General features: G+C 64.8%; 23 protein-coding genes and 2 tRNA genes. 7 read left to right on the top strand and 18 right to left on the bottom strand.

All coding sequences use genetic code 11. The features are described from left to right. Nucleotides 1–216: 216 nt before the first annotated feature. From E3T48_RS06740 to E3T48_RS06725, 4 genes are read right to left on the bottom strand one after another with little or no spacing between them, the layout of a single operon-like run. Nucleotides 217–1,701, bottom strand: coding sequence for a sodium/solute symporter (locus E3T48_RS06740; RefSeq protein ID WP_134523096.1), 1,485 nt, complete (start codon nt 1,699–1,701; stop codon nt 217–219). Continuing rightward, nucleotides 1,698–2,105, bottom strand: coding sequence for a DUF485 domain-containing protein (locus E3T48_RS06735; protein ID WP_134523095.1), 408 nt, complete (start codon nt 2,103–2,105; stop codon nt 1,698–1,700). The genes E3T48_RS06740 and E3T48_RS06735 overlap by 4 nt, the downstream gene beginning before the upstream one ends. Continuing rightward, nucleotides 2,102–2,824 carry a LytR/AlgR family response regulator transcription factor gene (locus E3T48_RS06730; protein ID WP_134523094.1) on the bottom strand — a complete coding sequence of 241 codons (723 nt, stop codon included), beginning with the start codon at nt 2,822–2,824 and terminating at the stop codon, nt 2,102–2,104. Before E3T48_RS06730 ends, E3T48_RS06735 begins: the two co-directional genes overlap by 4 nt. 32 nt (nt 2,825–2,856) lie before the next feature. Further along, nucleotides 2,857–4,050 carry a sensor histidine kinase gene (locus E3T48_RS06725; protein ID WP_134523093.1) on the bottom strand — a complete coding sequence of 398 codons (1,194 nt, stop codon included), beginning with the start codon at nt 4,048–4,050 and terminating at the stop codon, nt 2,857–2,859. A 180-nt stretch (nt 4,051–4,230) separates the two neighbouring features. On the opposite strand from E3T48_RS06725, the gene E3T48_RS06720 reads away from it, so the two are divergent. Genes E3T48_RS06720 through acs form a run of 3 tightly spaced genes read left to right on the top strand, consistent with a single transcriptional unit; the run spans nt 4,231 to nt 8,200 of the window. Then, nucleotides 4,231–4,620 carry a DUF485 domain-containing protein gene (locus tag E3T48_RS06720; RefSeq protein WP_134523132.1) on the top strand — a complete coding sequence of 130 codons (390 nt, stop codon included), beginning with the start codon at nt 4,231–4,233 and terminating at the stop codon, nt 4,618–4,620. Then, complete coding sequence (locus E3T48_RS06715; protein ID WP_134523091.1) at nt 4,617–6,230, top strand: solute symporter family protein; 1,614 nt, start codon at nt 4,617–4,619, stop codon at nt 6,228–6,230. The genes E3T48_RS06720 and E3T48_RS06715 overlap by 4 nt, the downstream gene beginning before the upstream one ends. Further along, nucleotides 6,230–8,200 carry an acetate--CoA ligase gene (acs, locus tag E3T48_RS06710; RefSeq protein ID WP_134523090.1) on the top strand — a complete coding sequence of 657 codons (1,971 nt, stop codon included), beginning with the start codon at nt 6,230–6,232 and terminating at the stop codon, nt 8,198–8,200. The genes E3T48_RS06715 and acs overlap by 1 nt, the downstream gene beginning before the upstream one ends. 84 nt (nt 8,201–8,284) lie before the next feature. Here the strand turns inward: acs and E3T48_RS06705 are convergent, their stop codons facing one another. Both E3T48_RS06705 and E3T48_RS06700 read right to left on the bottom strand, forming a co-directional pair. Beyond that, nucleotides 8,285–8,836, bottom strand: coding sequence for a GNAT family N-acetyltransferase (locus E3T48_RS06705; RefSeq protein ID WP_241986697.1), 552 nt, complete (start codon nt 8,834–8,836; stop codon nt 8,285–8,287). Between the two features lie 114 nt (nt 8,837–8,950). After that, nucleotides 8,951–9,370, bottom strand: coding sequence for a hypothetical protein (locus E3T48_RS06700; protein ID WP_134523089.1), 420 nt, complete (start codon nt 9,368–9,370; stop codon nt 8,951–8,953). Nucleotides 9,371–9,660: 290 nt separating this feature from the next. Here E3T48_RS06700 and E3T48_RS16685 point away from each other — a divergent pair. After that, a tRNA-Pro gene (locus E3T48_RS16685) sits at nt 9,661–9,731 on the top strand. 20 nt (nt 9,732–9,751) lie between these two features. Further along, a tRNA-Pro gene (locus E3T48_RS06695) sits at nt 9,752–9,825 on the top strand. A gap of 196 nt (nt 9,826–10,021) precedes the next feature. On the opposite strand, the gene E3T48_RS06690 is transcribed toward E3T48_RS06695, so the two are convergent. From E3T48_RS06690 to E3T48_RS06655, 8 genes are all read right to left on the bottom strand, one after another. Continuing rightward, nucleotides 10,022–11,197, bottom strand: a complete 1,176-nt coding sequence (locus E3T48_RS06690) for a tyrosine-type recombinase/integrase (protein WP_338145225.1) — start codon at nt 11,195–11,197, stop codon at nt 10,022–10,024. A gap of 43 nt (nt 11,198–11,240) precedes the next feature. Further along, a complete protein-coding gene (locus tag E3T48_RS06685) occupies nt 11,241–11,447 on the bottom strand; it encodes a helix-turn-helix transcriptional regulator (protein WP_166789661.1) in 207 nt (68 codons plus the stop codon). A 5-nt stretch (nt 11,448–11,452) separates the two neighbouring features. Continuing rightward, nucleotides 11,453–12,016, bottom strand: coding sequence for a hypothetical protein (locus E3T48_RS06680; protein WP_134523085.1), 564 nt, complete (start codon nt 12,014–12,016; stop codon nt 11,453–11,455). Between the two features lie 14 nt (nt 12,017–12,030). Then, nucleotides 12,031–12,495 carry a single-stranded DNA-binding protein gene (locus E3T48_RS06675; RefSeq protein WP_134523083.1) on the bottom strand — a complete coding sequence of 155 codons (465 nt, stop codon included), beginning with the start codon at nt 12,493–12,495 and terminating at the stop codon, nt 12,031–12,033. An 82-nt stretch (nt 12,496–12,577) separates the two neighbouring features. Continuing rightward, nucleotides 12,578–14,302 (bottom strand): type IV secretory system conjugative DNA transfer family protein, encoded by a 1,725-nt coding sequence (locus tag E3T48_RS06670; RefSeq protein ID WP_134523130.1) that lies wholly within the window; start codon nt 14,300–14,302, stop codon nt 12,578–12,580. A 53-nt stretch (nt 14,303–14,355) separates the two neighbouring features. Continuing rightward, the gene (locus tag E3T48_RS06665) at nt 14,356–14,889 is read right to left on the bottom strand and encodes a hypothetical protein (RefSeq protein WP_134523081.1); all 534 of its coding nucleotides are present in this window, start codon (nt 14,887–14,889) and stop codon (nt 14,356–14,358) included. 31 nt (nt 14,890–14,920) lie between these two features. Continuing rightward, nucleotides 14,921–16,405 (bottom strand): ATP-binding protein, encoded by a 1,485-nt coding sequence (locus tag E3T48_RS06660; RefSeq protein WP_134523079.1) that lies wholly within the window; start codon nt 16,403–16,405, stop codon nt 14,921–14,923. Further along, complete coding sequence (locus E3T48_RS06655) at nt 16,402–17,184, bottom strand: hypothetical protein (protein WP_134523077.1); 783 nt, start codon at nt 17,182–17,184, stop codon at nt 16,402–16,404. The genes E3T48_RS06660 and E3T48_RS06655 overlap by 4 nt, the downstream gene beginning before the upstream one ends. A gap of 156 nt (nt 17,185–17,340) precedes the next feature. On the opposite strand from E3T48_RS06655, the gene E3T48_RS06650 reads away from it, so the two are divergent. Beyond that, a complete protein-coding gene (locus E3T48_RS06650; RefSeq protein ID WP_134523075.1) occupies nt 17,341–19,053 on the top strand; it encodes a hypothetical protein in 1,713 nt (570 codons plus the stop codon). A gap of 26 nt (nt 19,054–19,079) precedes the next feature. On the opposite strand, the gene E3T48_RS06645 is transcribed toward E3T48_RS06650, so the two are convergent. From E3T48_RS06645 to E3T48_RS06635, 3 genes are read right to left on the bottom strand one after another with little or no spacing between them, the layout of a single operon-like run. Beyond that, a complete protein-coding gene (locus E3T48_RS06645; RefSeq protein ID WP_134523073.1) occupies nt 19,080–20,546 on the bottom strand; it encodes an SCO6880 family protein in 1,467 nt (488 codons plus the stop codon). Nucleotides 20,547–20,552: 6 nt separating this feature from the next. Continuing rightward, nucleotides 20,553–21,875, bottom strand: a complete 1,323-nt coding sequence (locus E3T48_RS06640) for a conjugal transfer protein TrbL (protein WP_134523071.1) — start codon at nt 21,873–21,875, stop codon at nt 20,553–20,555. Nucleotides 21,876–21,909: 34 nt separating this feature from the next. Next, nucleotides 21,910–22,230: a DUF6112 family protein gene (locus tag E3T48_RS06635; RefSeq protein WP_134523069.1), complete on the bottom strand. Its 321-nt coding sequence runs from the start codon at nt 22,228–22,230 to the stop codon at nt 21,910–21,912. Nucleotides 22,231–22,399: 169 nt separating this feature from the next. Between E3T48_RS06635 and E3T48_RS06630 the strand changes: the two genes are divergently transcribed. Further along, on the top strand, nt 22,400–23,305 hold the full coding sequence (locus E3T48_RS06630; RefSeq protein ID WP_134523067.1) for a TIGR02391 family protein: 906 nt from the start codon (nt 22,400–22,402) through the stop codon (nt 23,303–23,305). On the opposite strand, the gene E3T48_RS06625 is transcribed toward E3T48_RS06630, so the two are convergent. Next, entirely contained in the window at nt 23,280–23,546 is a 267-nt protein-coding gene (locus E3T48_RS06625) for a DUF6112 family protein (RefSeq protein WP_134523065.1), read from the bottom strand. The two genes, E3T48_RS06630 and E3T48_RS06625, sit on opposite strands and share 26 nt — an antisense overlap. Between the last annotated feature and the right edge of the window lies 1 nt (nt 23,547).

The following is a 23,547-nucleotide window of genomic DNA, read 5'->3' as shown; positions in this document are numbered from 1 at the left end:
AGTCACCGCCCCGGTGCTCGAGCGCCCGGTGGTCGAGCGCCCGGTGGTCGAGCCTGTCGAGACCGGGTGACGGTGATTTCGACAGGCTCAATCACCGTGCGTTGGTCGAGCGTGTTCTCGGTGGTCGAGCCTGTCGAGACCGGCCTTGCCCCGGTGGTCGAGCCTGTCGAGACCAGGTGACGGTGATTTCGACAGGCTCAATCACCGCGGGTGCGGTCAGCGGTTGGGGGTGGGCAGCGGACGCTCCGGGGCGTGGAGGCGGGTCATGATTTTGGTGATGCCGACCGGGCGTCGGTTGTGGGTCAGCAGCGAGACGCCCACCATCACGGCAAAGGCCGCCGGCACCGTCCAGGTCGCGGGCTGCGCCAGCAGGTCCTGGAACGGCCCGGCCAGCGGCCCCAGCGCCCGGCCGGCCACGATTGCCCCGCCGCAGAGCGCTGCACCCGCAAGCATGCCGGCGATCGCACCGGCGTCGGTCAGACCTCGCCACCAGATGCCGAGCAGCAGCAGCGGGCAGAGCGTCGAAGCAGTGAAGGCGAAGACCAGGCCGACGCTCCCGGCCAACTGCATGGAGTCGGTGAGCAGTGCGGCGAGGAGCGGCACCAGGGTGGAGAACACGGTGGCGATGCGGAAGCCGCGCACCCGCCCGCCGAGCACGTCCTGGCTGATGACCCCCGCAATCGAGACCACGAGACCGGAGGTGGTCGAGAGGAACGCGGCGAAGGCCCCGGCGATGACCAGGGCGGTGAGGACATCCCCGGCCAGGCCGGGAACCAGCCGTCCGGGCAGAAGCAACACCAGCGCATCCGGAGTGCCGCCGGTGGCGATGTCGGGGGTGAACGCGCGGCCGAGCACTCCGTACAGGGTCGGGAACAGGTAGAAGACCGACAGAAGCCCGATCACGATCAGGGTCGTGCGCCGGGCGGAGGGGCCGTCGGGGTTCGTGTAGAACCGCACCAGAACATGCGGCAGGCCCAGCGTGCCGAACAGCAGGGCGACGACCAGTGAGATGTCCCGGTAGGCGCCCGACGTTGGCAAACCGGCCGGGTCGGCTGCGAACGGCTCGGCCAGGGCCGGAACCGAGAGTCCCGAATTGCCCATGAGGATCAGAATGAAGACGATGGGCAGGGCGATCGCCGTGAACTTGAGCCAGAACTGGAACGCCTGCACGAAGGTGATCGACTTCATCCCGCCCGTCACCACGGTGACGCAGACGACGACGGCGACGGCGACGGAGCCGACCCACGACGGCAATCCGGTGGCGATGCTCATGGTCAGCGCGGCGCCGTGCAGCTGCGGGACGATGTAGAACCAGCCCACCATCACCACCAACACGCTGGTCACCCGCCGTGCCGCCACCGACTCCAACCTCGCCTCGGTGAAGTCGGGGATCGTGTATGCACCCGACCGTCGCAGCGGCGCCGCCACGAACAGGAGCAGCATCAGGTAGCCGGCGGTGTAGCCGATCGGGAACCAGAGCGCATCCGACCCCGAAATGAGGATCAGCCCGGCGATGCCGAGGAAGCTGGCCGCCGACAGGTATTCGCCGCCGATGGCCGAAGCGTTCCACCATGGTCGAACCGTGCGGGAGGCCACGTAGAAGTCCTCGGTGGTGCGCGAAATTCGGAGGCCGTAGAAGCCGATCACCGCCGTCACGGTGAAGATCCCGATCAGGGCCGCGTACCCCACCCAGGTGTTCATGCGTCGTCGACCAGATCGCGGTACCTGGCCTCGTTCCGGGCAGCGGCGCGCAGATACAACCAGGCGCTCAGCAGAATGATCGGGTACACCCCGACGCCGAGCGCCAGCCAGGAGAAGGGTACCCCGAACAACTCGGCCTGTTCCAGGCCCGGCACGAAGGCGATGAGCAGGGGAAAGGCCAGCAGAATCAGGAGGAAACCGACGGCCACGACCAGCGCGAGCCGAAGCTGCGTGCGGATAAGGGAACGCACGTAGACCTGGCCTACCTCTGACTGCTCCGCAATCTCCCGGGCCACCGGGTGTCCGGGCGCGCGCCGGGCCTGCGCAATGGGCGCCGTGACCCTGACCCGGTCCGGCGGGGTCGATGCGGCCTGTCCTGACCCGACAGAGTCCTCTGGCGTCATGACGACGGCCTGATCCTGGTGCTCTCAAGCTTTTCCCTGAGGGCAGGAAGGTGCCGCCGGCTCACCGGTAGTTCCGCGCCGTCGATGACGACGGTCGGGTGGGCGGCACCCAGTTTCGCCTGGCTGATGTGTGACATCGACACCAGGTAGGAGCGGTGGATGCGCAGAAATCCGGCCTCCGCCCACTGCTTCTCGAGGTCGGCGAGCGGAACCCGGATGAGGTAGCTCGACTCGTCGGTGTGCAACCGGGCGTAGTCACCCTGGGCCTGCACGTAGCGAACCTCGTCGCGGCGGATCATCTTCTTCAGCCCGCCGAGATCCACGGTGATGAGCGTCGGCGGGGCGGTCTCAGCCATCGCCAGCGTCTCGAGGACCCTGGCCACCGACGTGGCGAGCCGTTCGGCGCGCACGGGCTTCAGCAGATAGTCGACCGCGGCCAGCTCGAAGGCCTTCACGGCATGGTCCTCGTCGGCGGTGACGAAGACCACCACCGGGGAGCCGGCGGAGCGAGACACCGCATGGGCGATGTCGAGACCGGACAGCCCGGGCATGTGGATGTCGAGGAAGAGCGCATCCACCCGCTCGTGATCGAGGATGCGCAGCGCCTCCGAGCCCGACGAGGCGCGGTGAATGGTGCCGACTCTTCCGTCCCGGCCGAGCAGGAAGGCAAGCTCGTCGAGAGCCGGGAGCTCGTCATCGGCGATGAGCACAGTGATCATGACGCCAGTCTCTCAGCCACAGGGCACGCCGGTCACGAACCGAGGTCAGGTCGGGGCTGTGATTTGGGTACCCGCAGGGTGATCAGGGTGCCGGCGTCGGGGGCGGTGTCGATCACGAGGCCGTGGTCGTCGCCGTAGACCTGGCGAAGACGGGAGTCGACATTGCGCAATCCCACATGGTCGCTGTCGCTGCGACCCGCGAGCACCAAGCGCAGATGCTCCGGCTTGATTCCCACGCCATCGTCCTCGATCCTCACCTCCACGAAAGCGCCGGCCACCTGGGCCACGATCGAAATATGGCCCACGCCCTCCTTGTCGTCCAGCCCGTGCCGCACCGCGTTCTCGACCAGTGGCTGCAGGCTGAGAAAGGGGATCACGGTGCTGAGCACCTCCGGGGCGATGGTCAGGGTGACCTGCAACCGGTCGCCGAACCGGGCCCGTTCGAGCTTCAGGTAGTGCTCGATGCAGCCCAGCTCCTCGGCGACGGTGGTGAAGTCGCCGTGCCGACGAAAAGAGTACCGGGTGAAGTCCGCGAACTCCAGCACCAGATCGCGGGCCTTCGCCGGGTCGGTGTTGATGAAGGAGGCGATGGCGTTGAGGGAGTTGTAGATGAAATGGGGGCTGATCTGCGCCCGCAGGGCGCGCACCTCGGCCTCCATCAGCAGCGTTCGCGAGGACTGCAGCTCGGCCAGGTCTACCTGGGCGGCCACCCAGTCCGCCACCTCGCCGGTTGCGCGCACGAGGCCCGGCTTGACCCGGGGCGCGTACGCGACAACCGAGCCCACGATGCGGGAGCCGGACCGGATCGGGGCAACGACGGCCTCCTTCAGCTTGGCGTCGTGAGGCACTGCCCCCCGAAAGACCTGAGTTCGACCTGTCGCCAGCACCTTCGAGGCCAGATCGATGGCCCCACTCCGGTGCTCTTCCCCGGCGCCGTCCCAGGAGAGCAGGCCGGAGACATCCGTGATGGCCAGCGCCTCGCAGCCCAGCAGGCCCCGCAAATGCCGCCCCGCCTTGACGGCGCCGGCAGGATCCAGCCCGTTGCGCAGGTGCTTGCCGGCCAGGGACGCAGAGTGCAGGGTCGTGTACGTGGCCTGCTCGGCATCCGTGCCCAGTTCTCGCCAGGAGCGGAGCAGCTTGAAGCCCACGGCGCCGACAACCGCAATCGTCAGGGTGATGACGACCACGCCGGTGACGACCACGGCGAGCAACGGCGACTCGGGCATGGTGCTAACCCTAACCGGCGCGCTCCAGGTGAATCCGCCGTTCGGCGCAGAGTGACCGCCGCTGGGCGACGAAGCAGGGTCGGCAGGTCGCCGAAGCTCAGCGGGTGGGGAAAAGTGGTCGGCATCGCACCAGAACCACCAGTGCGGCTGAACGCTCTATCAATGATGAGGAGAAAAATCATGGGCAATGTCGCCCTGGAAGAGGAAGTGGACGCGGTAATCCCCGCGGCAACCTTCCACCGAGTGCAGGAATCAGCCGAGTTTCAGGAGCTGCGCAAACGCCATCGCAGCTTCGTCTTCCCGGTGGCCATCGCATTCCTGCTCTGGTATTTCGCCTATGTGCTTCTGGCGGGCTACGCCCACGACTTCATGTCGATCAAGGTCGTCGGCAGTGTCAACGTCGGCCTCCTGCTCGGCCTGGCGCAGATCGTGAGCACGTTCGCGATCACGACCTGGTACGTCAGCTACGCGGGTCGCCGGCTCGACCCGATCGCCGCAGCCATCCGCCACGAGATCGAGGGGCCGCTCACCGCTGCCACGACGACCTCTGCCGCAAAGGAGTCCAAGTGAACATCCACCTCGCAACGGCGGCCGCCACTCCCGGCGACCCGATTCTGAACATCAGCATCTTCGGTGCCTTCGTCGCCATCACGCTGATCATCGTTCTGCGCGCCAGCCGCAACAACAAGACCGCGGCCGACTACTACGCGGCCGGTCGCTCATTCACCGGCGGTCAGAACGGCACCGCCATCGCCGGCGACTACCTCTCCGCTGCCTCGTTCCTGGGTATCGTCGGGGCCATCGCCATCACCGGCTACGACGGCTTCATGTACTCCATCGGCTTCCTCGTTGCCTGGCTCGTCGCGCTCCTGCTGGTGGCTGAGCTGCTGCGCAACACCGGCAAGTACACGATGGCGGATGTGCTCTCCTTCCGTCTGAAGCAGCGTCCGGTTCGGATCGCGGCCGCCATCACCACCCTGGTCGTCTGCTTCTTCTATCTCCTGGCCCAGATGGCCGGCGCAGGTGGGCTCGTCTCGCTGCTGCTGGGAATCAACGACAAGGTCGGCCAGTCCGTTGTCATCACCATCGTCGGTGCCCTGATGATCATCTACGTGCTCATCGGCGGAATGAAGGGCACCACCTGGGTGCAGATCATCAAGGCCTGCCTGCTCATCGCCGGTGCCGCCGTGATGACCGTCTGGACGCTGGCGATCCACGGGCTCAACCTCTCGACCCTGCTCGACCAGGCCGTGGAGACCGCGGGCAATCCTGAGATTCTCAACCCGGGCCTGAAGTACGGTCTGACCGACATTACCCAGCTCGACTTCATCTCCCTCGCCCTGGCCCTCGTTCTCGGCACCGCGGCGCTGCCACACGTGCTGATGCGCTTCTACACCGTTCCGACGGCCAAGGAAGCTCGCCGCTCGGTGGTCTGGGCGATCTGGCTCATCGGCGCCTTCTACGTCTTCACCCTCGTGCTGGGCTACGGAGCGGCGGCACTCATCGGAGCCGACCGGATCCTCGCCTCCCCGGGCGGCGTCAACTCCGCGGCTCCGCTGCTGGCCTTCGAGCTCGGCGGTCCCATCCTGCTCGGCCTGATCGCCGCGGTCGCGTTCGCGACGATCCTGGCCGTTGTGGCCGGCCTCACCATCACCGCCGCGGCATCCTTCGCCCACGACATCTATGCCAGCGTCTTCAAGAAGGGCAAGGCCCGTCCGGAGGACGAGGTCAAGGTGGCCCGCCGCACCGTGGTGATCATCGGTGTCGTCGCGATCATCGGCGGCATCGGCGCCAACGGCCAGAACGTGGCGTTCCTGGTGGCCCTGGCGTTCGCCGTCGCGGCCTCGGCCAACCTGCCGACCATCCTGTACTCGCTGTTCTGGAGGAAGTTCAGCACCCAGGGCGCCGTGTGGAGCATGTATGGCGGACTGGCCTCGGCGATCCTCCTGATCGCGTTCTCGCCGGTCGTCTCCGGCTCGCCGACGTCGATGATCCCCGGCGCGAACTTCGCCATCTTCCCGCTCAGCAATCCGGGCCTGGTGTCCATCCCGCTGGCCTTCGTGCTCGGCTGGCTCGGCACCGTGCTGGACAAGGTTCCGCGCGACGTGGCCAAGCAGGTCGAAATGGAGGTGCGTTCACTCACCGGCGTCGGCGCTGAGAAGGAAGCGGTGGACCACTGATGTCGAGGGAATCCCTGACCCACACCGGTCCGGATGTGACGCGCATCTTCGCGCCGACCGAGCAGTTCCAGGCGCAAGCCAATGCTGACGCGTCTCACTACGAGCACGCCGACCGGGACAGCGAGCACTTCTGGGCTACCCAGGCCGAGCAGCTGGTCTGGACGCAGCCCTGGGACGAGGTGCTGGACTGGTCGAACCCGCCCAACGCACGCTGGTTCCACGGCGGCAAGCTCAACGTGGCCTACAACTGCGTCGACCGGCACGTCGAGTCGGGGCATGGTGGCCAGGTGGCGCTGCACTGGGTGGGCGAACCGGGCGACACTCGGGACATCACCTACTCGCAGCTCAAGGACGAGGTCAGTCGGGCCGCCAACGCGCTGAGCTCACTGGGCCTGGTGGCGGGGGACCGGGTCGTCATCCAGCTGCCGATGATCCCGGAGGCCGTCGTCTCCATGCTGGCCTGCGCGCGGCTTGGCCTCGTGCACAGCGTCGTCTTCGGCGGGTTCTCGCCGGCGGCGCTGCGCGCCAGGGTGGACGACGCCGCGGCGCGAGTCGTGATCACGTCTGACGGTCAGTACCGGCGAGGGGCCGGCGCACCGATGAAGGCGAATGTCGACGAGGCACTCAGGGGCGCCGACACCGTGGAGAAGGTGATCGTGGTGCGCCGAGTGGGGGAGCCCGTCGCGATGCAGGAGGGGCGCGACCTCTGGTGGGATGAGTTCGTCGGTGCGCAGTCTGCTGAGCACGAGCCCGAATCATTCGACTCGGAGCATCCGCTGTTCATTCTGTACACGTCGGGCACGACCGGCAAACCCAAGGGGATTCTGCACACCTCGGGCGGCTACCTCACTCAGGTCGCCTACACGCACCGCGCCGTGTTCGACCTCAAGCCGGACACCGACGTTTACTGGTGCGGGGCCGACGTGGGCTGGATCACCGGGCACAGCTACATCGTCTATGGCCCGCTCGCCAACCGCGCGACCCAGGTGATGTATGAGGGAACGCCGAACACACCGCACGAGGGGCGGCACTTCGAGATCATCGAGAAGTACGGCGTGACCATTTACTACATCGCCCCGACGCTGATCCGCACCTTCATGAAGTGGGGCGAACACATCCCCCAGGGCTACAACCTCGAGTCGGTGCGGCTGCTCGGCAGCGTGGGGGAGCCGATCAACCCGGAGGCGTGGATGTGGTATCACACGCACATCGGGCGGTGCGTGACACCGATCGTCGACACCTGGTGGCAGACCGAGACCGGCGCGATCATGATCACTCCGCTGCCCGGCGTGACCGCCACGAAACCGGGTTCGGCGCAGGTGGCATTGCCGGGGATCTCGGTGCAGATCGTCGACGACCACGGCCAGCAGGTCGAAGCGGGCGAGGGTGGATACCTCGTCATCGACAAGCCCTGGCCGGCCATGTCCCGCGGCATCTGGGGGGAGCCGGATCGCGCGCAGGAGGTGTACTGGGATCGGTTCAAGGCGCAGGGCTTCTACTTCGCCGGCGACGGAGCGAAGTACGACGAGCACGGCGACATCTGGCTGCTGGGCCGGGTCGACGACGTGATGAACATCTCGGGCCACCGCATTTCCACGGTGGAGGTGGAGTCGGCTCTGGTCTCCCACCCGATGGTGGCCGAGGCCGCCGTGGTGGGAGCCGCGGATGCGACGACCGGCCAGGCCATCGTGGCGTTCGTCATCCTCCGCGACCGGAACGACGACGACACTCTCGATATCAACGACGTGGCCAAGGTGCTGATTGCCCACGTCGTCGCCGAGATCGGCCCGATCGCCAGGCCGAAGCGCCTCCTGATCGTTCCGGAGCTGCCGAAGACCCGGTCGGGAAAGATCATGCGCCGACTGCTGCGGGATGTGGCCGAGGGCCGGGATATCGGCGACGTCGCTACCCTGGCCGACACCTCGGCGATGCGCACCATCGCCACGAGCATGGCGGGCGTCACCGCGTAGCTCGCGGATCTCGACAGGCTCGATCACCGTCGGTGGTCGAGCCTGTCGGTGGTCGAGCCTGTCGAGACCCCCGCTCAATCACCGTCACAACACCAGTTCCATCACCGCCCGCTCACCCGTGGGCCGAGCCACAACCTCGAACCCCGCACCCAGAAACAGCGACACCGTCCCGTGGTACAGCTCCGCAGCCGGCGCCTTCGGCCGCTCGGCCGTGTCCACCGGGTACCCCTCGATCACCCGGGCACCGAGCCGGCGCGCCTGCTCGACCGCGCCGGTCAGCAGCTCCGCCGCGATCCCTCGCCGTCGAAAACCGACCCGCACGACGAAACAGGTGACAGACCAGACCGAGGCGTCATCGGCATCCTGCCGGCTGCCCACGGTGACCACCTTCGCCCGACGCAGCCGAGGATAGTTCGGCCGCGGCTCGATCGCGCACCAGCCCACGGGGTCGCCGCCCAGATACGCGATCACGCCCGGCGCGGGGTCGTTGGCGCTCACCTGTTCCTGCAGCAGCTGCTCGCACTGCGCCGGTTCCGCGGTCTCCCACGCCTTGTTGGGCAGCTTGAAGAACTGGCACCAGCACCGGTGCGGGTCGCCGCGGTTGCCGAACACGGTGCGCACGTCGTCCCAGGGCACCGTCTCGACGGATGCGATGGTGATCTCAGGGTGCGGCGTCACGCCTTCAAATTACCGCGTCAGGCCCCCGCACGGGGGTTTTGAGCCGAACTCGTCGCCCGCGCTCACGGCGACTCACCGCGTGGTCGTCGGCTCCAGTGCGGGCTCCGCCGCGGCCTCGTTCGAACCGGTGTTCTGGTCGTCATTCCCGATCGGGCCAGTCGTCTCGAGCTCGTCGTCGAAGGAATCCTCCTCCGGTTCGGTGGCACTCATGCTGTCAGCGATCCCCACGGGCCGGGTCACAGCGTGCGCGGCCAGCGCCAGAAGGAGCCCCAGCACACCGGCCCCCATCAGCGTGCTGCCGAGGGTGCTCCCGGACTGCGCCGTGAAGTAGGTCGCGTAGTCCTGCGAGCCCGAACTGGCGAATTGGGCCTGGATGGCATTGGAGGACGTCAGCACCAGGTAGCCCACCGCGGTGACGACCAGCCCGGCCAGCCAGAGGAGGGCAAGCGGCACGTTGATTTTCGCCAGGACGCCAGAATTATTGCGAGACATGTTTTCCTTCGTTGGGGGAGCGGCCGATACCAGCCTCGCGTCACGCTACGGGCGCGGTCTATGGATTTACTGTGCGCGGTCAGGGGATTGGCCCGGAGACCCTCGACCGGGAGGCCTTTCCGCGCGCTCGCCTACGGCTGGCACCCGCTATTCTTTCGCCCCGCATTCCGTTTCGGCCGTCTCAGTCGCGATTGTGGGGCGCCAGCGGTGCGCGGGCACCCGCCGAAGGCGGTAAGCTATCGGAGTTGTCTCCTGCTGGTTTTGTTGCTTGAAACCGTCTGTGGGAGCGGCGGGCTGTGGCGCAGCTTGGTAGCGCACTTGACTGGGGGTTAAGGGGTTTACCTCTCTCCGGTCGGCCCAAATAACTGAAAATCAATGTCGCGGGCTGTAGCGCAGCTTGGTAGCGCACCTGACTGGGGGTCAGGGGGTCGCAGGTTCAAATCCTGTCAGCCCGACAGAAAAGCCCTGATGAGACTCTAAATCTCATCAGGGCTTTGTTGTTTTCAAACGCGATTTTTGTGGTCCCCCTCTGGTCCCCCTGGGCGCTTCCGCGCGGTCGGCCGGTGTGAGGCAGGCCTGGCCGAGACTGCGGTCCTGTGGATAAGGGGACCAAAAGGGGACCAGAACGGCTTCTGAAGCCGATCTCGACCGTCACAGACCGCGTGCTTGGCGCTGCTGCGCAGCCTTCGATTTCGACGCTGGCAGAGCCGACCTACTGAGGAACGCGTTGGCCTGTTCGGCGGCAGAGGCGAGGTGCCGGTCGTCCGGGTGTAGGTATCCGCGGGTGGTTTCTATGGAGGCGTGCCCAAGGATGTCCTGAAGCACGTGCAGGGGAACTCCGGCGTCGGCGAGCCAGGTCGCACCGGTGTGCCGGAGTCCGTGGCGGGTCAGATCCGGCAGACCGATGTCGATGACGAGTTGATCCCAGTTCGTCGCATCTCGCACCGTCGCGGTCGTGAGGACGCCGCCCTTTGGTCCAGTCAGAAGTTGGTCGTTGGAGTCCTTACCTGTGGTGAGACGTATGAGTACAGGGCGCAGCGGGTCGAGGATGGGTACCCGGCGTTCCTTGCGATTCTTCGTAGCTTTGGTGATCAGGCCGCCCTTGCCGGGGAAGATCTGGCGCCGGATCACGATGATGTTCTTGTCGAACAGCACGTCGCCGACCTGCAAGCCAGAGACTTCCGAGGAGCGAGCGGCGAGGAGGGCGGCGAGCATCACGAAGTCGGAATATGACTGATGCACCCGGGCGCAAGCAGCGGCGACCTTGTTCAGCGTCGCCAGGTCTGGGATCGCGTGCGCCCTGGGCGATGCCCCTTCAGCAGGTTGCTCGCGGAAGGCATTACGGCTGAGGCTCCGCTTGGCCCGGTTCTTGGCGGGATTCATTGTTAGGAGCCCGTCGCGCACCGCCTCGTCGAGAACTCGTACCATCGGTGCGATCGTGTTCTTGATCGTTGACGCCCCGTATCTCGTCTCCCATTCGTCGATGGTGCGGTCGATCATGCCTGCCGTGATTTGCGACACGGGCAGATGCCCGAGCGCGGGCAGTACGCGGAGCTTCAGGCCGAAGGAATACGTGTCCGCCGTCGACGTCGGGTCCAGGCCGCGCGCCCACCTGTCTCCGATCGATGTGACGAACTCCAGAAGCGTCATGGATACGTCCATGCCCTTCACCGATGAATTGCGCAGGTCGTCGAAAAATGCGTGAGCCGCGGCCTCGTCCGTGACGATCTCGGTGCGGATCACCCGGCGTTTGGAGGCCGGGTCGGTCCAGCGAGCCCTGGCGCGGAGGCCATAAGACCGGCGCTCCATGTCGGTGGAGATCTTCACCCCGATCGGGGGGACGGGCCGCGGCTCAGATCGCGGCATGGGATCAGCCGTGCGCGGCATGTTCGGGTTCCAATCCGCGCAGCCACGTGTCGATGGCGTTGAGCCGGTACCGGGCGATGCCTCCAAGTTTGATGAACGGCGGCCCTGTTCCAGCCGAGCGCCACCGCGAAAGCGTCGACTCGGACACCTTGAGATATGCGGCTACCTCGCGACTGTCCAACAGCGGCGACACCGTAAGCGCATCTGGCATCTCACTCACGGTTCAGCCTCGTCGTTCCGTCCGAGGCCGCGGTAGAACTCATCCTCCGCCTCACGGCGTCGCTTCGTATCCGCAATCACGAAGTTGACGAAGTCAGCGTCTCGATCGGTGATGCTGGACTCCTCCACCGGGTCGACGGGTTCCTCGCCTGGCCAGACGGTCTGACGTGTCGGCCGGTCCCGGTCCAGTCGGGTTCCGGAGGATGCGACCCAGTCGCGTAGTCGCTGCCGGGCGTCGGCGAAGTCACGGTGCCACCCCAACGGTGCAGATCCGTTCTGTTCTGGGTCGTAGGCGCACAGCCAGTGCAGGTGCAGCGCCGATAGCTCCCAGACCAACTCTGAGTGTCGGTGCCAGTACGGAGGAATCACCGCGGCAGGGAGACCGTAGGTGCTGCGGAGCCAGTCGATCCAGCGGTTCAGCTCCAGCCATTCCGCTTCAGCGTCGTCAGCGGTGAGCAGGTTCCAGTTGACGGGATGAGGCGGTTCGGCGATGAGCGGGTCGTCGTAGTTCGTCGGCTCACGGTCGTCCTGCGGCTTGGGATCAGGAACGAAGTCACTCATGACGGTTCCCGTCTTCAGATGCCCAGGGCCGGGGCGGGCCCTGCTTGGCGGTTGGCGCGACTGGACGCTTCGAAGGACGTGGTTTCGCGAGCGTTCGTTTCCTGTGCGGTGCCACCGCGGTGCATCGTGCGATCGACCTCGTAGCGCGTGCGGGCGAGATCGTGTCCGAAGCGGGAGACGATGAACTCCTCCGTCTCGATGGTCTGACCGTCCTTCTCGTACGAGTATTCGTGGATACGGCCGGTGGCAATGAACTTGTCGCCCTTGTGGAAGCGAGCGACGCCCTCCTCAGCAGCGCGCCGGAAGGCGCTCATGTCGTGGAAGGTCGGCTCAAGTTGCGCGAAGCTGCCGTCGGGCTGCTGCTGCGAATGCTCGATGCCGACCCGGGCATAGAACCGAGCAGTGCCGTCGTCCGAGTACGTCATCCGCGGCTCAGTCGCGATGAACCCCGCGATTGCTTGTCGAGTGTCGATGGCCATGATTGCTCCTGTGTCTGATCGGGCAGTCCAGTGGAATAGGGACTGCTGTGGCAGACAGGTACGCGTCGGCGCCCAGCGCGCGTCACGGCTGCGCGGGGCGCTCCAGGAGTTGTTCCACCGCGGCGCGATCATGTCGCAACTGGGCGGCATCGCCGCGTTTCGGCCAGGGGCGCAGGTCAGTGATGATCGGTGGGGCAGAGCGCAGCAGGATCACGCCGGTGCCGAAGGGCATGGTTCGGACGCGGTCGGGCGGGAGGATCGGTACCCGCCGCACCGATCGCTGGTTGGAGCGGGAACCTCGGTCTCCGAGCGTTACTGAGTCGGTGTACTCGTCGCGTTCCCCGATGAGCGTGGAGAGGTCTTGAAGGTCCTTCGAATTGGATGCACCGCCCAGGACGATCTTGACGATGGAGGCGTCCCAGATTGCCGCGGCTTGATTCTCGCTCCACTTATCGCGTGCCTGCGCGAGCGACTGAAGTACGGGCATCGTGGTGATGCCCGTACCGCCGCCCTCCGCCATCAGCGTCGGCAAGGAGGGGAGCGGTGCGAGGTTCCCGATCTCATCGAGTGCGAGCAGAAGCGGCGGGTCGAGCCGCGCGCCAGGGGAGCGTGCGGCCATACGGCGGGCGGTCTCGACGAGATCCTCGACAAATGCAGCGACGAGCGCTGCGCTATTTCCCGCCCCAGCGCCGGTGGCGAGGAGGTAAAGAGTGCCACACTCGCGGATGAAGCTCTCGGGGTCGAAGTCTTCGCCCGGACCGGGGCTGACAGCGTCGAGCACCCGCGGATCGGCGAGCGCGGCGAGAGCGAGAGAAACACCCTGCCAGATGGAGTCGCGGGTGCGTGGATCGGCATCGATCATCGCCTCCAACGAGTCGGCCCAGCCGGTAGCGGCGTTAGGCGAGCCGGTGAGAATGGCGACAGCCTCAGCCGCGGACGTCGGGTCCAGCGTCCAACGGAATAGCTCGGTAGGGCTGCGATGATCGAGGGCCGCAGCGTGGAGGAGGGCCTGAAGCGCGGTACGGGTTTTGCCTTCCCAGAATCCTCCTCCTTCAACGCCGCCGTGCGAGAGACCCGTCGCGGCAGCGAGGCCGGTCGCACGGATCATCGCGGTGAGTGGATCCTCGCATCCACGAATCGGCGACCACCGCAATCCTGCAGGGACACCCTCGGCGAGACGCTGTGGATCGAACACCGCGACCGGCCCGGATTTCTGCCGGGCATTGAGCGTGGTCGTGAGGTTGTCAGGTCGAGTCGACGTGGTGACGACGGCGCCCGGCGCGTCGAGGATCGCTGGAATCACAACGTGCAGCCCCTTTCCGGAGCGAGGTGGCCCGATGAGCAGGATCGAGTCTTCGACGCTCGCCCACACTTCTTTTCCGTGTGATCGACCGAGCAAATATCCGACCTCTTCAGGTGACGGATCGTCGAGCGATGGACGGAGCGTGGCCGCGCGGCGCAGTAGTGCTCGTGGGGATGCGGCCGTCGTGACCTCATGACTGGTGGCGGTACCAGCGAGGCGGTGCGGATCAGTCTCGACCTTCCGCGAGTGGCGCCGCCATCGCGTCCACCCCCACGCGCCAGCAGCACCGAGCACGCTGAGAAATACGACAGCGGTCACCCAATACGTGGAGGGATTGAGCCCCGCGGAATGAAGTGCACTACCAGGGTCCGCGGGGTCGAACAGTACGGCAACTCCGGCGGTGATCCCGGCTTCGGGCTGGGGTGCTCCGGTGAGCAGCGCGGCCATCGACCCTGCTCCACGGAGCAAAAGCCCGAGCCCAAACACACCGATGAGCCCTGCCATCAGGATGTTCGTGAGCTCGTCGCCGAGCGACCCTGACTGGTGCTGCGAGGCGCTCACGGGAGCCGCCGGGCGATGACGGTACCTGACACATGCCCAACCAGTAGCACGTCCGTCACATCGTCTGCGAGGTGGCTGAGGTCGATGAGTGCCCGGGCGCCGCCGTCGGCCTTCCCTTCGGAAGTCGAAACTGGAATCGCGACGGTGATGTCTTCGCCGGGCACGAATCCTTCGCCGATTACCTCGACTAGTTCGGATGCCTGGCGACGGCGTTCTCGTCGACTTGGAACCGCCGAAATTTGTTCTCGCTTGGCGCGCTCAGTGTTTTCGGCGTGGATGATGTCCGTGTATACCGGTCCGTCGGACTCATGAACTTCGACTCGTACCGTGCGGCTGCGATTCTGCGTAATTGCGTCGAGCAGATCGCCGAACTGGGCCCGGCTCCAGGCGGCACCGGGCGACTCCGGCGGAAACTCAGAGCCATCGACAGTGACGGTGATGGCTCCGAACTCACCGACGGTGACGACGGCAAGCGGCAGGGAGATCGGTGTGTCAAATGAACGGACGGCATCGCGGTGGTGGGTACTCATGCCACCGAGGTGCGCTCGGCTGCCCTTGGTCTCAGCTGGTCATTCGGGTTGTCGTGTCGAAGAGATCCAGCTCGGCAGGGTGAAGCTGATGCTGGCAGACGAAGGAGCGATCCTTGATCCGCCACAACCCCTGGCCAACACCTAAGCCGGGCAACAGCTTCTGCTCAGTGCTGGTCAGACCGAGAGCCCGAGCAGTGGTGCCGAGTTGGTCTGATTCCTGCCGGTAAATGATTCTGGTCTCTGCGTTCGCAAGGAGGCCGTTCGCCAGCGATCGCATGGCGGAGCCTTGGTCGCCGACGTTCTCCAGGTCGGTGAGCTTGTGGAAGATGAGCATGTTCGCGATGCCATAGTGCCGGGCGAGCCGCCAATGTGCATCCATCCGCTTCAGGAGCGCTGGGTGGGACATCAGTCGCCAGGCTTCGTCGTAAATGCACCAGCGTTGCCCGCCGTTCGGGTCCAGTAGCGCTGACTCCATCCATGCACTGGAGCAGGTCATCAGGACCGAGATCAACGTTGAGTTCTCGGCCACTCGTGACAAGTCCAGGGAGATCATCGGCAGGGTCGGATCGAATGTCACGGTGGAGGGGCCGTCGAAGAGCCCAGCAAGGTCACCGGCCACGAGCCGCCGCAAGGCGTGGCCGACCATGCGGCCATCCTCGGCGAGTCGCCCATCTGGGTCGGAGGTGGACTCTGGGCTGAGGATGTGGTCGACGATCATGGGCAGGATTGGCACGTCGTTCCCGCGTACTGTCGCGGAGAGTGCCGTGTCGATTGCGGTGTGCTCAAGGGGCGAGAGTGGGCGGGTCAGTACCGTCTCTGCCAGCGCTCCGAGGAGATCTCGGCGGCGGGAGGCAACAGTGGAGCTCCACGTCTCATCGCTCATGCTCGACGGTCGGTAGCCCTCGTCAAGCGGATTCAACCGTGTCGAGAGGCCGCGCCCGAGGATGATCGCGCGACCACCGACGGCTTCGGCAACCGCGGTGTGCTCGCCTTTCGGATCGCCCGGTACGTAAACGCGCCGACCGAACGGCAATGACCGCGTGTAGAGGCTCTTGGCGAGTGACGACTTACCGGAGCCGACGATGCCCGCGAGTACCAGGTTCGGCGCGGTGATGAGGCCGCGGGCGTAGAGCACCCATGGGTCGTACACGAAGCTACCGCCCGAGTAGAGGTCTTGGCCGACGAATACTCCCTCTGACCCGAGCCCACCTTCGGCGAGGAACGGGTATGCACCAGCCAGTGTCGCGGAGGTGTCCTGATGACGTGGCAACCGGAAGTGACCTGCTGACCGCAGTTGCGCCGGGCCAGGCTCACCAGCAGCTGGCAGGTATGTGGTGCCGCGGCGTTCTGCGAGTTCGGCTTGATGCTTCGCTTTTGATGCTGCGCGCTCAGTCTGGCGTTGTTCGGCTTGGAGCTTCGCTGCGGCGTGCCGACGCTGCTTCCGGAGGCCTCGCTTTTCTGATGCGGGAGAAACGAGCACCGCGGTGTGGAGACGCTCTGCGTCGTCGCGGTTCACAGTGCGATCCCTCGCGCTTGCTTGACCGCCGCAACGCCAGGATGCTCGAACCAGCGCGAGGTTGACGTGCGTTGAGAGCGCCACAGCGCAGAAGCCGCCCCGACAGGAGCGGTGGGATCGTCGATGAGAACGTCTTCTGGGTTGATCGTGTGGAGTCGATAGAGGGCGACCTGGGTGAACGAGTGGCTGTACGTCATTTGGTAATCGCCGTCGCCAATTTCATGTTCCAACGGCCCGGCCGGTGGGACCTCATAGACGTGGCCGTTCTCCATCGCAGCGTCCGTCGTCTCGTCCCCGTGGTCCCAGTTCTTCAGATAACCCAGCGCGGAGTCGGAGCCATCGCGATCGATCATGTCGAGGACTTCGTCGGCTTCCTTGCCCTGCAGGAACACGACTCCGATCCACCGACGCACCTCGGCGGGCTCTTTCGCTTCCGCGTGCCAAGCGATCCTCCCGGATGCCGACATTGCGACGTTCAGTCGGTCTTCGGCCTGATCGATCAGCGTCGCTGCCTGATGCAGCGCGGCGGCTGCATTCAGAGCCTCGTGTGATCCAGCGATGTGGTCGCCATGATCGTCGAACGCGCGCGCACGGCTCGAAGCGTGCGACGCGGCGAGTTGATCGAGCACCTGCCGCAGTGACCGGACTCCTGAGAGCAGGTCTCCGAGGACGTTGTACATGTCCTGCGGATACTCGAACGCGCGGCTGGCGTGCGCGAGCCCGCGCAGCGCTTCGGACGCTTCACCGGCGTCAGCGCCGGGATCGTAGAACGTAGGCATGGCGACCTCCATAGAGCAGTGGCTGAATACCGGTGAGGTGCGTCGCTGGTCCCGCGGTGAGCGTCGGTGGCCTGAGATACTGTTCCCAGGCACTGGCACTGCAAATTCATTGCACGCCTGGGAAGCGGGGCAACGGTGAATAGTTCGTCAGATGCTGTGGATGAAAACGGTCACGAGACTGATGCGGAGTTGCAGACCAAGGATTCATCCACGGACGATGCTGGGGAGCTGGCTAAAGCCACATCGATGACCCTGGTCGAGGTCGTTCCGGGAGCCGCCGTGGTCTTTGGAAACATACCTGAAGGTCTTGAACTCGTTGATTTCGGCTTGATCCCGGGGTTTGACCGCGAGCGCCTCTCAACTGTGCTTGGCTCAATCGGCAACGCTGGGACGGTTGCGGGCAACGTGGCGAACGCGATCTCCAGTGCACAGGGCCTGTACCGAGTCAATGATGCGACTTTGGCATTGCTCAAGAGCGGTGGGAAACTCGCTGCGAAAGATGGTGCCTATCTCGGGACCGTGCTAACGAACGGGAGCCTCGCCCAGGCACGATTCATTCCCTACGGGGTGACTGCGGCAGCGGCAGCAGCCGCCATCGGCCCGGCAATCGCGATGATCGCGCTCCAGATGCAACTCAGCGAGATTTCGGGGCTTGTCAGAACAAACATTGCCTTGACAACTCAGACGCTCAAGATGATTCGCCATGAGCAATGGTCTGAACTCACTGGGTTGGTCAAATCCATCGATCGTGCAATCAAGCAGGCGAGCGAAATCGAGGGTGTGACAAAGTCGCTATGGAATAACGTCGCGGGAAACGAGGCGGCGCTAGACAAGCAGCTCGACCTCTACAAGCGAAACGTCGACAGTCACATCAAGCAACTTGGCCAGCTGAGCGGTACCCCTCGCCGCCAATATCTTAAAACCAACGCGGAAGCAATCCTTTTCGATGCGAACGCCCTGCTCTATTCGCTGAAGGCCCACACCGGGTACCAGGCGATCCGCGCAGCGTGGGCGAGAGTTGAAGGTGCCGACAACGAAAAAGAAGCACAGCTTGTTGATGTGATCACTCGGGATGCACGCGCAGAATTCGACGCCGCGCTCCACGAATCGGCCGAGCTTGTCGAACTCCTCAGGCGCGAGTTGAGAATCATCGCGGAACTCCCGGGCCGCGCCACGATGCCATTGACAAAGAAGCGTCGCGACGCCAAAACCTCACGCCTAACGTGCAACCAGCTCCTTGAAGCGATCGAGCCACTCGCCAACACGCTCCACCCTGCTGCTGCCGAACTGACGGCACCGGACTTGGTATGTGCTCCGGAGGACCTCGACGTCGAGCCGTACCTCCACGTTTTGCGCTGGTTCTTGGAGGATGGAGAGGAACTCCGTGGTATTGCGTTCCCATATCAGCCTGGCAAGCACAATCTCGTAGGGGCATTGCCGCCCGTCCTCGGCAAGAGAGTTGACGCAACGTGGAGTGCGCTGGCTCCGGGCAAGTGGGCTGCTGTGGTGAACACGGCTGCCTCCAGCACTTTCGTCGCAGTGACTGACAGTCGAATCATCACAGCCGCTCCCCGGGCGTTGCTCCACCGAGGGGAACTTGGCGAAAGCTTCCTGCTTGGGGAGGTCGAATTCGTTCGGCCTCCCCAGAAGCAGAGCGAGAGCATTCGTCCGACCGTGGATGTCATTACCGAGCATCAAGACCTCCGCTGGATTTTCCCGTCAGCCGCCGACGCCGGATCGATCGACAAACTCGTTGTCTTGCTCAACGAGGGTGCGACAACTACGCGAGCGGACCGAATGGCGATCGCGGATCTCCGTGTGCAAGAGTCGGAGTCCGGCGCAGACCAGACTGACGCTGACGGGCCCTGAACAGCGGGAACCTCGTGCCGGGGTGATCACACAACCCGGCACAAGGGGAGCGCCGCCGCTGTGAACGCCTGGGCCTGCTGACCCACGAGCAGCCGAGTCTCGCACGAAGCCTGGATTGCGGCTTGCTCGATCGCGGCGACCGCAGCATCGAGGTCGTCGGTGGTCGTGGCGGAGACGCTGATGAGCCCCGTGAACCGCAGGACGCCGTGTCCCGCGGTGAGGTCAGCTTCTTGCTGAAGAACGTCGTGGAACTCGGCGGTTTGTGAAGCGTCTTCGATCTGCCCGATCTTCTGACGCTGGGCGGCGTCCGAAATGTACTCGGTCTTCTTCTTTCGGATGTCGCGAGCGGCTTGGTCGGAGCGCATCGGCGTACACAGCAGCGAGAACGACCGCTGAATCCCCATCGAAAGCAGTACCGGTGCGAGGAACCCCGGGTAGACCATCGACCTCGGCCACTCGCTGATCCAGAGAACGGCGTGGTGGGCGGAGTCGGTTCGTAGCTTCGACCAGGACTCATTCACCGCGACGGGGCCAGCGGTGGCGAGCGACTGTCCGAGCTCACCATGTCGTTCGAGGGTCGCGGCAACCGCTGGATCGTATGCGGAGCGAAGAATCACGGCAATCTGTCCGCACGTCAGCCATTCTGAGGGGGCGAGATCGGCTGATCGCATTGCCGCAACGAGTGTCGACATGTCCTGACGGAGCACGGCTGCGGCACCTCGGATTCCGCCGCCAGCGGTCCTGATTTGCCGTGACGCCGCTCGCATGTCGAGTGACAGGGAAAGCGTGGTTGCGTGGCGCTCACCTGCGGGTCCCGCGCGGTCGATCAGCTCTCGGTAGGTCGTCGATGCCCAGGACTCGTCGTGGACGCCGTGCGAGGCCCACCATTCGGCAAGTCCCGTGCCGGAATCCGGGAGCGTCCGCTCCAGCACCTGGAGCATCGAGATGTGCCCCGACCGGCAAACAGTCGCGAGGACACGGCCCCATGCGGTGACGCGGCGTTCTTGTTCGCCGGGGTCGAGGAGCACGAATGCAGGATGCGTCACAGACAGCACTGCCGTCAAGGTTGAGGCGGCGGGGTCGTGAACCATCCCTGCCCCGGTCGTAGGGTCGTTGTACTCGCGCAGCCTGGCTACGTCGCCGGGCAGCGCAAGAGTACCGGCGGGACGCGGCTTCACGATGCGGCGTCGGTAGGCAAGCTGACCCCCAGTGGCCTTCCATAGCCATCCGAACGCAACGGGAACCCATTCGACTGTTGGCCGTCCCGCGATGGGAATCCACGTGATCGCCGCGGCAAGGAGCCAGACAGGCGCGGTGAAAGCGATGAGGATTCCGCCGCCTGCATAGAACGCCCACACGAGAGTGCCGACCCCTGCTCCGAGCGTGACGAGCTGATACAGAGAAAGCCCCAGGAGGACGCCGCGGCGGGTGAGCCGGGAGAATTTCACCGGTACCAACTCCGTGCCCTGACGCTCATTCTTCGTAGATGACATCGTCGGTTACCCCTTCCCGCCCGACGGTGCCCGGCGCTGAGGCGCTGGCTGTGGCTCGGCTGCGCCGGACTGACCACTACTGTCAGCGGCGGTCTCGGCCTGTCCACCCACCGCGCCTCCGAGTTTCGGTCCTGCGGTTGCGGCCGCCTTCGCAACCTCCGCGCCGATAATGACGGCTGCTGCTGGACCCGCAGCAGCCGCACCGGCACCCGCTCCAGTGCCTGCGCCGGAAGCCGCGGCACTTGATCCTGAGGCGGCGCTTCCGCCGCTGCTACCCGCTGAGGTTGCGACCCCGCCAGATGCGGCGGGCGTGCTGCTCGACGGCGTCGGTGTGCCGCCGCCTCCCGAGCTTCCACCGTCGTTGCCAAGAACCTTCTTGACTCCGTCGCCTTGTGGCTTCGAGGGGACGGGAACAGGGCGGTTAACGGCATTCTTGGCCTCTTGCTCGCTACCCATGGCGTGGTAGACGTCAAAGCCGAGGAAGGAGATGAATCGGTACACCATGTAGGGCGCGAACGCGGCAATGAACAACAGAACAATGCCCGAGATTGGTTCGGTCACCGCTGATAAGTCAGCCTCGATCGGTGTCGCAACCTGAGTGATTGCGATGAGGAACACGACGACGAGAACGAGCTTGGAGACGATGAGGGCGATGACGAACGCGGCCCACTTCCCGATCCACCCGCGGGTGACGTCCCAAGCTGCGCCAGCGAAGGCGAGCGGAGCGAGCACGATTGCGACCAACAAGAGCGCCTTGCGAATTAGCAAGGAGAACCAGACGATGGCGACGGCGCAGATCATGAGCCCCGCAAGGAAGATCGTCACGATTGCGCCGACTCCGGGTGCCGAGATGTTAATCGCCGTAAGGCCAGCGGTAAGTAGGGCGATCTTGTCGCCCATGGACGCGGTTGTCTCGCCAGCAGCCTGGACGATGCCGATACACAGTTGGTCAACAATCTCCAGTGCGGTCGCGGTCAACGTGATGACAACGAACGATCCGAGTACTGCTTTCGCCGCTCCCAGCGCGGCGCGTGAGAGCGCAGAGGGTTCGCGACGGATGAGGCCGAGGATTAGTTGGAAACAGAAGAACAGCAAGACGATGAATACACCGATGCCGAACAGCAGGTTGTAGACGTCCAGGTAGCCATCGGCGGTGACATCAACGAGGGTAGTCGAGTCGAATACGGTCCACATCGTCTCGATCAGCCATCCAGCGGCCTGCCCCATGGTAGAGGCGAGCCAGTCGAACGGCGCAGACACGAGCGTCGCTGCGGCCTCGCCTGCGGTGTCGCAGACGTTGGAGATGACGGGAATATCGCAGACACCCATCACGAACCCCTTTCCGGGTAGCTACGGGTGGATATCAGACCTGCTGGCCGACGTTCCAGAAGAAGTTGATAAGCGTTACCGATGCCCCACAGATCACCGCTGCGCCACAGGAGATCAGCACGCCGACCTTGCCGCGACTCGCGAGATGCGGGTTCGAGGAGTTCGACCCGAGGCCCCACACGATCGCTGACACGATCAGCGCGAGCACGGACAGGATCAGGCCGATCGTCATGACCGCCCCGACGATGGTGCGCAGCTGAGCAATGCCCGGCAATCCCGAATCGTTCGGGGTGATGTCGATGTCCATGGGAACAAGCGCTGGCACCTGGGCGAGAGTTGAGACGAGATCGAACACGATGTGCTCCTTGGCGTAGGACCACCCGAGTCCAGGTGGAGGCGAAACATGGTCGTCAGCCAGGTGCACGGCTCTTCACCAACGTCGATGTCGGTGGCTCTACATACGATGGCCATCAAATGGGCGGCTGCCCGTAGGAGCTTCGTCGTGGAAGGTTGGTAACAACGAGGTGAGTGAGTACAGCGTTGACTACTTGAACAGACTGCTTGAGGCCGTCAATCGCTTTGAGAAGGCGTTCGACGAGTGGATGGACACGCAAGTCGAGGGGAATCACATGTCCTCGCGTGGACTACTGCCGACAGTGTGGGCGAAGGACGGGGTCGATCCCAATCTTGTGCGGCTCCGAGAACTAGACCTCGCAGAGGCAGCTGGGATTGCCTCGCGGGCGGTAGCCGTTACCGGCGCCTACATTTTTATTGCGGGGCTCGGTGCAATTGACCCAGTCGCCAATTGGTCCTTTATGTCTTCTCCCAAAGCGCCGATTGCGCCTCGCGATGTTCGCATGACTGCAGCGAACGTGCGAGGTCGGCTCAACGCGATGATCACGGATGCGGATGCCGCATCTGATTCCGACCTACCAACGTTCGCACCCGCACAGTTTCACCCGGTTGTCTGGACTGGCGCCGCTACCCAGTGGACCACCCACCAGTTTCGTGTCGCGGTGAGGGAAGCGGCAGAGGGGCTCACTGTCCACTGGAAAGAGAAGCTAGGACGAAATAACGTGGATGACACGGTGTTTTGGCAACAGACGCTTTCCCCGGGCGATCCGAAGCCGGGCGCGGCAAAGCTTGTGTGGCCTGGTGATCGTGATGACAAGACGACGAAGAGTATGCGCGGTGGTCTTGAACCGTTGGGCAAGGCCTTGAACGCTCTCGCGACGGGGCTCAACCTGACAGTGCGGAATGTGACGACACACACGAGGATCGAGCTTTCGGAGCAGGAGGCGATGGAGCGTCTTGCTGCTTACAGCTACTTGGCGCGGTTGCTCGATCAGTGCGAGGTGCAACGAGCTGATGCTGATCAGGCTGTCGTGGAGGATGGTTCCACCGCTACAGCTGGCCGCCAAGATCGATGAGCCAGTTCATCCACGCAACGCCTGCACCGGCGAGAGCCGCCGCGCCGAGCGCGACGAGAAGGCCGCCGCGGGCCTTCGAAGCGACAGCGTGGTTGCCGGTCGAGGTGGCGACGGCCCAGATGATTGCGCTGACGATGATCATGAGCACCGCCACGATCAGCACGAGAGTTAAGGCCGCGCCGATGACTGCCTTGAGCTCACCTATGCCGCCCAGGCTGCCGAAGTCGGGGAACACATTCATC

The sequence above is a fragment of the Cryobacterium fucosi genome (assembly GCF_004403515.1).
GTDB lineage: Bacteria > Actinomycetota > Actinomycetes > Actinomycetales > Microbacteriaceae > Cryobacterium > Cryobacterium fucosi.
Note: the sequence above shows the minus strand (reverse complement) of the source record. Positions and strands in the feature narration are given on the sequence as shown.

Excerpts from the sequence above, each read along its gene's own strand:
- E3T48_RS06735 (WP_134523095.1), bottom strand. The coding sequence starts at position 2,105 with ATGACGCCAGAGGACTCTGTCGGGTCAGGACAGGCCGCATCGACCCCG.
- E3T48_RS06685 (WP_166789661.1), bottom strand. The coding sequence starts at position 11,447 with ATGCCAGATGCGCTTACGGTGTCGCCGCTGTTGGACAGTCGCGAGGTA.
- E3T48_RS06700 (WP_134523089.1), bottom strand. The coding sequence starts at position 9,370 with ATGTCTCGCAATAATTCTGGCGTCCTGGCGAAAATCAACGTGCCGCTT.
- acs (WP_134523090.1), top strand. The coding sequence starts at position 6,230 with ATGTCGAGGGAATCCCTGACCCACACCGGTCCGGATGTGACGCGCATC.
- E3T48_RS06655 (WP_134523077.1), bottom strand. The coding sequence starts at position 17,184 with ATGCCTACGTTCTACGATCCCGGCGCTGACGCCGGTGAAGCGTCCGAA.
- E3T48_RS06645 (WP_134523073.1), bottom strand. The coding sequence starts at position 20,546 with ATGTCATCTACGAAGAATGAGCGTCAGGGCACGGAGTTGGTACCGGTG.
- E3T48_RS06730 (WP_134523094.1), bottom strand. The coding sequence starts at position 2,824 with ATGATCACTGTGCTCATCGCCGATGACGAGCTCCCGGCTCTCGACGAG.
- E3T48_RS06725 (WP_134523093.1), bottom strand. The coding sequence starts at position 4,050 with ATGCCCGAGTCGCCGTTGCTCGCCGTGGTCGTCACCGGCGTGGTCGTC.
- E3T48_RS06720 (WP_134523132.1), top strand. The coding sequence starts at position 4,231 with ATGGGCAATGTCGCCCTGGAAGAGGAAGTGGACGCGGTAATCCCCGCG.
- E3T48_RS06675 (WP_134523083.1), bottom strand. The coding sequence starts at position 12,495 with ATGGCCATCGACACTCGACAAGCAATCGCGGGGTTCATCGCGACTGAG.
- E3T48_RS06625 (WP_134523065.1), bottom strand. The coding sequence starts at position 23,546 with ATGAATGTGTTCCCCGACTTCGGCAGCCTGGGCGGCATAGGTGAGCTC.
- E3T48_RS06740 (WP_134523096.1), bottom strand. The coding sequence starts at position 1,701 with ATGAACACCTGGGTGGGGTACGCGGCCCTGATCGGGATCTTCACCGTG.
- E3T48_RS06680 (WP_134523085.1), bottom strand. The coding sequence starts at position 12,016 with ATGAGTGACTTCGTTCCTGATCCCAAGCCGCAGGACGACCGTGAGCCG.
- E3T48_RS06640 (WP_134523071.1), bottom strand. The coding sequence starts at position 21,875 with ATGGGTGTCTGCGATATTCCCGTCATCTCCAACGTCTGCGACACCGCA.
- E3T48_RS06670 (WP_134523130.1), bottom strand. The coding sequence starts at position 14,302 with ATGGCAGGGCTCATCGGTGTGTTTGGGCTCGGGCTTTTGCTCCGTGGA.
- E3T48_RS06665 (WP_134523081.1), bottom strand. The coding sequence starts at position 14,889 with ATGAGTACCCACCACCGCGATGCCGTCCGTTCATTTGACACACCGATC.